Origin of the sequence: Bradyrhizobium sp. CCH5-F6, assembly GCF_001556045.1 — a bacterium.
Taxonomy (GTDB): domain Bacteria; phylum Pseudomonadota; class Alphaproteobacteria; order Rhizobiales; family Xanthobacteraceae; genus Bradyrhizobium.
In genome coordinates this window covers 1-5,184 of record NZ_LSIC01000195.1, presented here as the reverse complement: position 1 = coordinate 5,184, position 5,184 = coordinate 1, and the positions used below count along the sequence as shown (strand labels likewise).

At 64.2% G+C, this 5,184-nt stretch carries 4 protein-coding genes; 1 reads left to right on the top strand and 3 read right to left on the bottom strand.

Features of this window, described 5'->3' with window-relative positions; genetic code table 11:
* Positions 1-65 precede the first annotated feature (65 nt).
* The 3 genes from AX729_RS33985 to AX729_RS33975 all read right to left on the bottom strand — a co-directional run bounded on the left by AX729_RS33985 (position 66) and on the right by AX729_RS33975 (position 3,789).
* Positions 66-866, bottom strand: a complete 801-nt coding sequence (locus tag AX729_RS33985) for an FAD binding domain-containing protein (RefSeq protein WP_061028626.1) — start codon at positions 864-866, stop codon at positions 66-68.
* 13 nt (positions 867-879) lie between these two features.
* Positions 880-3,222 carry a xanthine dehydrogenase family protein molybdopterin-binding subunit gene (locus AX729_RS33980; protein WP_061028623.1) on the bottom strand — a complete coding sequence of 781 codons (2,343 nt, stop codon included), beginning with the start codon at positions 3,220-3,222 and terminating at the stop codon, positions 880-882.
* Positions 3,223-3,303: 81 nt separating this feature from the next.
* A complete protein-coding gene (locus AX729_RS33975) occupies positions 3,304-3,789 on the bottom strand; it encodes a (2Fe-2S)-binding protein (RefSeq protein WP_061028621.1) in 486 nt (161 codons plus the stop codon).
* A 350-nt stretch (positions 3,790-4,139) separates the two neighbouring features.
* On the opposite strand from AX729_RS33975, the gene AX729_RS33970 reads away from it, so the two are divergent.
* Positions 4,140-5,184, top strand: a 1,045-nt coding sequence (locus AX729_RS33970) for a CHASE3 domain-containing protein (RefSeq protein ID WP_502686936.1), incomplete at its 3' end; no start/stop codon positions are given.

The window sequence follows — 5,184 nt, the reverse complement described above, 5'->3', positions numbered from 1 at the left end:
TTGACGCGTTTTCTTGACGCGAACCGGCGTCCACTTCGCTCGAAAACGCTCTAACGTGTGCGCCGTCAGCCGGCGGCGGCCACCGCGCGTTGTGCCATCACCTTGACGAGATTGGCGCGGTACTCCGCCGTGCCGTGGATGTCAGCCAGCAATCCGCTCGCTGGAATGGTGATGTTGTCGAGCGCCGATGGCGACCAGTTGCTCTTCAGCGCGGCTTCGATGGCGGGCACGCGCATCACGCCGCTCTGCGAGGCGCCGGTCGCGGCCACCCGGATCTCCCCAGACTTGGTCCTGGCAACGAACACACCGGTCAGCGCGAAGCGCGAAGCCGGATGCCGCATCTTCTCATATCCGGCCTTCTCCGGCACGGGGAACGAGACCGCGGTGATGATCTCGCCGTCCTCGAGCGCCGTCGTGAACAGGCCCTTGAAGAAGTCGGCCGCCGCGATCGACCGCTTGTTGGTCTTGACGGTGGCCCCGAGTGCGAGCAGCGCCGCCGGGAAATCCGCAGCGGGATCGTTGTTGGCGATCGAGCCGCCGATCGTGCCGCGATAGCGCACCGCCGGATCGCCGAGCACCGAGGTCAGGTGAGCGATCGCGGGGATCGCCTTCTTCACGTCGGCGCTCTGCATGATGTCGTAATAGATCGTGCCGGCCTTGATGGTCAGCACGTCGCCCGACAGCTCGATCCCCTGCAGCTCCTTGATCTTGCCGAGGTCGATCACGTCCGAGGGGGCGGCGAGCCGCTGCTTCATGACCGGCAGCAGCGTCTGGCCGCCGGCAAGGAACTTCGCTTCGCTGCTCTTGCCGAACAGGCTGACGGCCTCGTCGACCGTGGAGGCGCGATGATAGGTTGTCTGGTACATCTTCGGTCCTCCCTTAAGCCGCGTGGATCGTGCGCCACACCCGGTCAGGGGTTGCGGGCATTTCCAGGTTGTTCTTGCCGATCGCGTCCGTGATCGCGTTGATCACGGCCGCGGAGGCGCCGATGGCACCAGCCTCGCCGCACCCCTTGATGCCGAGCGGATTGCCCGGACACAGCGTCGTGGTGTGGGAGAGGTTGAACGACGGCACATCGTCGGCGCGCGGCATGGCGTAATCCATGAACGAGGCCGTGACCGGCTGGCCGTTGGCATCGTAGATCGCATGCTCGAGCAGTGCCTGGCCGATGCCTTGCACGAGGCCGCCGTGAACCTGGCCTTCCACGATCATCGGATTGATCAGCCGGCCGAAATCGTCGGCCGCGACGAAGTTGACGAAGGAAGTCTTGCCGGTGCCGGGATCGACCTCGAGCTCGCAGATGTACGTGCCGGCCGGGAAGGTGAAGTTGGTCGGGTCATAGAAGGCGCTCTCTTTCAGGCCCGGCTCCATCCCGTCAGGCAGGTTGTGCGCGGTGTAGGCCGCGAGCGCGACCATCGGCAGGGCGATCGCCTTGTCGGTGCCGGTCACCTTGAACTCGCCGTTCTCGATGACGATGTCGGCTTCCGACGCTTCCAGCGCATGCGCCGCGATCTTCTTGGCCTTGGATTCCATCTTCTCCATGGCCTTCAGGATCGCGGTGAGACCGACGGCCGCGGAGCGCGAGCCGTAGGTGCCCATGCCGAACTGCACCTTGTCGGTGTCGCCATGGACGATCGAGACCTGGCTGATCGGAATGCCCAGACGTTCCGCGACGAGCTGGCAGAACGTGGTCTCGTGACCCTGGCCGTGGCTGTGCGATCCCGTGAGGATCTCGATGGTGCCGACCGGGTTGACGCGCACCTCGGCCGATTCCCACAGGCCGACACCGGCGCCCAGGCTGCCGACCGCCTTCGACGGCGCGATGCCGCAGGCCTCGATGTAGCAGGAGACGCCGATGCCGCGCAGCTTGCCGTCGGCCTTCGCCTTGGCCTTGCGTGCGGGGAAGCCGGCATAGTCGATCGCCTTCATCGCGGCATCGAGCGACGCGTTGAAGTCACCGGTGTCGTAGGCCATGATCACCGGCGTCTGGTGCGGGAACTGGGTGATGAAATTGGCCCGGCGCAATTGAGCCGGATCGACCTTGAGCTGCCGCGCCGCCGTTTCCATCAGCCGCTCGATCAGATAGCTCGCCTCGGGGCGGCCCGCGCCGCGATAGGCGTCGACCGGCGTGGTGTTGGTGTAGACCCCGATCACCTCGGCATGGATCGCCGGGATGTTGTACTGGCCCGACAGCAGCGTCGCGTAGAGGTAGGTCGGCACCGAGGACGAGAACAGCGACATGTAGGCGCCGAAATTGGCGTAGGTCTTCACCTTCAAGCCGATGATCTTGTTGTTGGCGTCGAACGCCATCTCGGCATGGGTGATATGGTCGCGGCCGTGCGCGTCGGTCAGGAAGGCCTCGGTGCGGTCGCCGGTCCATTTCACGGGACGGCCGACCTTCTTCGAGGCCCACAGCGCCACCATCTCCTCGGGATAGATGAAGATCTTGGAGCCGAAGCCGCCGCCGACGTCGGGGGCGATCACGCGCAGCTTGTGCTCGGGCGCTATGTTGTAGAACGCCGACAGCACGAGGCGGGCGACGTGCGGGTTCTGCGAGGTCGTATATAGAGTGAAGTGCTCTTCCGCCGCGTCGTAGTCGGCGATGGCCGCGCGCGGCTCCATCGCGTTCGGAGCGAGGCGGTTGTTGGTGACGTCGAGCTTCACCACATTGGCGGCCTTGGCGAAGGCGGCATCGGTGGCGCCCTCGTCGCCGATCACCCAGTCATAGACCTGGTTGCCGGGCGCTTCGGGGTGAAGCTGGGGCGCGCCGGGCTTGATCGCGGCCTGCATGTCGGCGACCGCGGGAAGCTCCTCGTAATCGACGACGACGGCTTCCGCCGCGTCGCGCGCGAGATTCTTGCTCTCGGCGATCACGACGGCGACGGCCTGGCCGACGAAGCGCACCGTCTCGGGCGCCATTGCCGGCCATGCGCCCATCTTCATCGGGCTGCCGTCCTTCGAGGTGATGGCCCAGCCGCAGATGAGGTTGCCGACCTTGTCGTCGACGATCTGCTTGCCGGTGAGCACCGCGACCACGCCCGGCATCTTCAGTGCGGCGGAGGAGTCGATCCCCTTCACCTTGGCATGCGCGTGCGGGCTGCGGATGAAATGCGCATGGGTCATGCCCGTCAGCTTGATATCGTCGACGTAGCGGCCCTTGCCGGTAATGAAACGCTTGTCTTCCTTGCGCACGACGCGTGCGCCGATGCCTTCAACACCCATGTCTGGTCCTCCCGACCGGAATTTCGTTGACCCGCGCTTTCCCTCGAAAGCGGCATTGGTTTCTTGTTCGCGACGGCCGCTCTACTCGGCCGCCTGCGCGACCTTCATGCGTCCGGCCGCATCCAGCACGGCTTTCACGATGTTGTGGTAGCCGGTGCAGCGGCAGATATTGCCCTCGAGCTCTTGGCGGACGGTCGTCTCGTCGAGCTGGCCACCATGGCGTTGCACGATGTCGATCGCCGACATGATCATGCCGGGCGTGCAATAGCCGCACTGGAGACCGTGATTATCGCGGAAGGCAGCCTGCATCGGGTGCAGCTCGTCGCCCTTGGCGATGCCCTCGATCGTTGTGATGCTGGCGCCATCGGCCTGACCTGCCAGCATGGTGCACGATTTCACGGCCTTGCCGTCCATGTGCACGACGCAGGCGCCGCACTGGCTGGTGTCGCAGCCGACATGGGTCCCCGTGAGATTGAGGTGATCGCGCAGGAGTTGGACCAGCAGCGTGCGGTCCTCGACGTCGACAGCAACGGCTTTGCCGTTCACTGTCAGGTTGACTTTAGACACGATGTGCTCCTCCCGGGATTTGATTTTGATTGCTTCTAATTAGAGACCACCGACCCGGAACTTTGCAACTAGGATTTTGGTCGCCAGCGTCACTGAAAAGTCATTGATCCAGCTGCCGCGCGATGATTTGCGGGGCGGGGCCGCCGGGAAGCTGAGCGCGCGGAGCACCGGACCAGCCCTTGGACCAGCCTGGGATGCCAGAAATCACCCAGATCGGCCTTTGGCCGATGAGCCCTAACATCGCGGGTCTGCCAAATTTACCGCCCCTTATCGATTCTGCCCTAGTTTTGCGCATCGCGGCTGGGGGCGGGGCGCCTCCGGATCGCGGCTGAATACAAATGGGGGTGGGAATGTCCGGGCGTATCGCGTCGCCGTCTAAGCGTGCACTGTTTCCGACCCTCAGGTTCCGCGCAAAGATCATTCTCGGCTTTGCCGCAGTGCTGGTGATCTCCGCCGGCAGCATGGCCTTCTCCTATTTCGGCTTCGAGCGGGTCGCCTCCGGGGTCCAGTCCTATCGCAGCAGCGTTTCGGACGCCGATCTCGCCCGCAACATCGACCGTGAGCTGCTCGCCTATCGTTCGGCGGCCAAATATTTCGTCGTCACCGGCAAGGAAGACGACGCCAAGGCGGCCCTGGATGCCGAAGGCAGCCTGAAGAACGCAATCGATCGGGCCGTCAAGAGTGCCAAGAATCCCGCCCGGCAGGAGAGTCTCGGCAAGCTCTCAAAGGAGTTTTCCCATTTCTCCGCGACCTTCGCGAAGGTGCTCCAGGCCAAGCGAGACAGTACGCTGCTGGTGCAGAACCAGCTCATGCGCAATGCCAATCTCCTGAAATACAAGCTCGACGATATCGGCAACAACGCTTCCGACTCGGAAGCACAGGCGATCGAGTTCGGCACCAAGCAGGTCAACGCCCAGTTCCAGACTGCGAGTGCGGCGGCGACCAATTTCGTGCTGACGTCTGACCAGGCGATCGCCACCAGCGCGCTGGCGCGGCTGAAATTCGTCGAGAACTCGCTCGGCGCGGTCTATTCCATGGACGACAAGGTCGTCGCCGGCCTGAAGGACGCCAAGGCGCTGCTCGGGGCCTATCGTGAAGCGCTGGAAAAGCTGATCGCCAATGCCAAGCTGGTCGATGATCTCGTCACCGAGATGAACGGCTCGGCCGGTGCGATCCTGCAAGGAGCGACCGCCATGAAGGCGGACCTCGTCGCCGAACAGCAGCGGCTCGATTCGGAATCGGAGGCGACCATCGGGCAGACCAAGCAACTGGTGCTGATGCTGGCCGTCGGCGGCACGCTGCTCGGCGCAGTCCTCGCCTTCCTGCTCGGCACCGGCATTTCGCGTCCGATGATCGCGATGTGCAAGGCGATGCGCGAGCTTGCCTCGGGCAATT